Below are 2392 nucleotides of genomic sequence, written 5' to 3'. Positions count from 1 at the left end.
GGTGCCGCCGGCCCAGGGCGGGACGCCGACCACGAGCGCGCCCGCGCCCGGCGAGACCACCGCTCCGGCGGCGGGCGAGCCGACCACCCCGGCCCCGCAGTCGCGGGTGTTCCCGGCGCAGGCACCGCCGACGCCGACCCCGGCTCCCGGTGGCACCTCCACCCAGCAGCAGCAGGCCAAGGAGATCGCCGACGCCAAGGCGCTGCGGCAGAGCACCGACCAGTCCGTACAGCAGGTCGCCGTGGCGAGCATGGACTGCACCAAGCCCGACCCGCTGGCGGGCAACGACGACCCGGCGCTGCCGTTGGTCACCTGCTCGCAGGACGGCACCGAGGTGTTCCTGCTCGGCCCGAGCCGCATCGACGGCCAGGAGATCGCCGACGCGACCTCCGGCCTGAACTCCCAGCAGGCCCGCCACGAGGTGAACCTGGAGTTCAAGTCCTCGGGTGCGGACGCCTGGTCCGCGCTGACCGGCGAGTACGTCTACAAGCGGGTCGCGTTCGTGCTCGACTCGAAGGTCGTCAGCGCGCCGCAGGTGCAGCAGGGTCCGCAGCTCGGCGGCCGCACCTCGATCTCGGGCAGCTTCACCGCCGACAGCGCCGCGGAGCTGGCCAACACGCTCAAGTACGGCTCGCTGCCGCTGTCGTTCCAGACCTCGGAGGCGGAGACGGTCTCGGCGACGCTGGGCCTGTCCTCGCTGAAGGCTGGTCTGCTGGCCGGCGCGATCGGCCTGATCGCGGTGCTGCTGTACTGCCTGTTCGTCTACCGCATGCTCGGCCTGCTGGCCGGGTTCTCGCTGATCGCGGCCGGTGTCGCCGTCTACGGCATCATCGTGCTGCTCGGCCGCTGGATCGGGTTCACCCTCGACCTGGCCGGCATCGCCGGTCTGATCATCGGTATCGGTCTCACCGCGGACTCGTTCGTCGTGTTCTTCGAACGCATCAAGGACGAGATGCGCGAGGGTCGCAGTTTCCGCTCGGCCGTGCCGCGCGGCTGGGCCAGGGCGCAGCGCACCAACCTGTCCGGTAAGACGGTCAGCCTGATCGCCTCGGTCGTGCTGTACCTGCTCGCCGCCGGTCAGGTGAAGGGCTTCGCCTTCACCCTCGGTATCACCACCGTCCTCGACGTGATCGTGCTCTACCTGGTCACCGCGCCGCTGATGATGATCGTCTCGCGTTCGCCGTTCTGGGCGAAGCCGTCGGTGAACGGTCTCGGCTCGGTGCAGCAGATCGCCAGGGAACGCGCCGCGGGCCAGGCCAGGCCGAAGGAGATGTCACGATGACCAACGCCCATCCCACCGACGAGTCGGTGTACCTGGACCAGGCCGAGGCGTCGCAGACCCCGAAGCACGGGTTCTTCGAGCGGCTCTACACCGGCACCGGCGGTTTCCCGATCGTCAGCCGCCGCAAGCTGTTCTACGGCATCGCGGCGGCCCTGTTGCTGATCTCGGTGCTGAGCATCGCGGTGCGCGGCTTCACCCTCGGCATCGACTTCGCCGGCGGTTCGCGCATCCAGATCCCGGCCTCCGACATCTCCACCCAGCAGGTGGAGGACGTCTACGCGCAGACCCTGGGCCACGGCCCGGTGTCGGTGCAGAAGGTCGGTTCCGGGGCCTCGGCCACCATCCAGGTGCGCTCGGAGACCCTGGACGCGGCCCAGACCGAGCAGGTGCAGAGCGCGCTGTTCGACGCGTTCCAGCCCAAGGACTCCGACGGCCAGGTCAGCCGCAACGCGATCAGCATCGCCGAGATCAGCGAAACCTGGGGCGGGCAGATCACCAACAAGGCGCTGATCGCGCTGGGGGTGTTCGTCGCGCTCACGATGATCTATATCGCGATCCGCTTCGAGCGGGACATGTCGATCGCGGCGATCGTGTCGCTGTTCTTCAACCTGATCGTCACCGCGGGCATCTATTCGCTGGTCGGGTTCGAGGTCACCCCGGCCGCGGTGATCGGTCTGCTCACCATCCTTGGCTACGTGCTCTACGACAACGTCGTGGTCTTCGACAAGGTCGAGGAGAACACCCGTGGCGTGCTGCACCTGAACAAGCGCACCTACGCCGAGCAGGCGAACCTCGCCGCCAACCAGACGTTGATGCGCTCGATCAGCACCACCGTCATCGGCATCCTGCCGATCATCGGCATGCTGGTGATCGCGGTCTGGCTGCTCGGTGTCGGCACGCTCAAGGACCTCGCGCTGGTGCAGCTGGTCGGCATGATCGTCGGTGCCTACTCGTCGATCTTCCTCGCCGTCCCGGTGCTGGTGTCGATCAAGGAGCGCTGGGGCCCGGTGGCCGCGCACACCAAGAAGGTGCTGGCCAAGCGCGCCGCGGGCCCGGCCGGTGCCCGGGTGCCGGTCGGCGCCGCCGCGGGCGTGCCGCGCGGTCCGCGTC

The 2392-nt window shown here is 69.1% G+C and carries 2 protein-coding genes; both read left to right on the top strand.

Translation table 11 applies throughout. From position 1 onward, the window contains the following. Positions 1-1282, top strand: a 1282-nt coding sequence (gene secD / locus ATM97_RS00030; protein ID WP_255586478.1) for a protein translocase subunit SecD, incomplete at its 5' end; no start/stop codon positions are given. Beyond that, on the top strand, positions 1279-2392 hold a 1114-nt coding region (gene secF, locus ATM97_RS00025), incomplete at its 3' end, for a protein translocase subunit SecF (RefSeq protein ID WP_255586476.1). The genes secD and secF, both read left to right, overlap by 4 nt.

This window comes from Nocardia sp. MH4 (genome assembly GCF_019266065.1).
Classification (GTDB): domain Bacteria; phylum Actinomycetota; class Actinomycetes; order Mycobacteriales; family Mycobacteriaceae; genus Nocardia; species Nocardia canadensis.
Note: the sequence above shows the minus strand (reverse complement) of the source record. Positions and strands in the feature narration are given on the sequence as shown.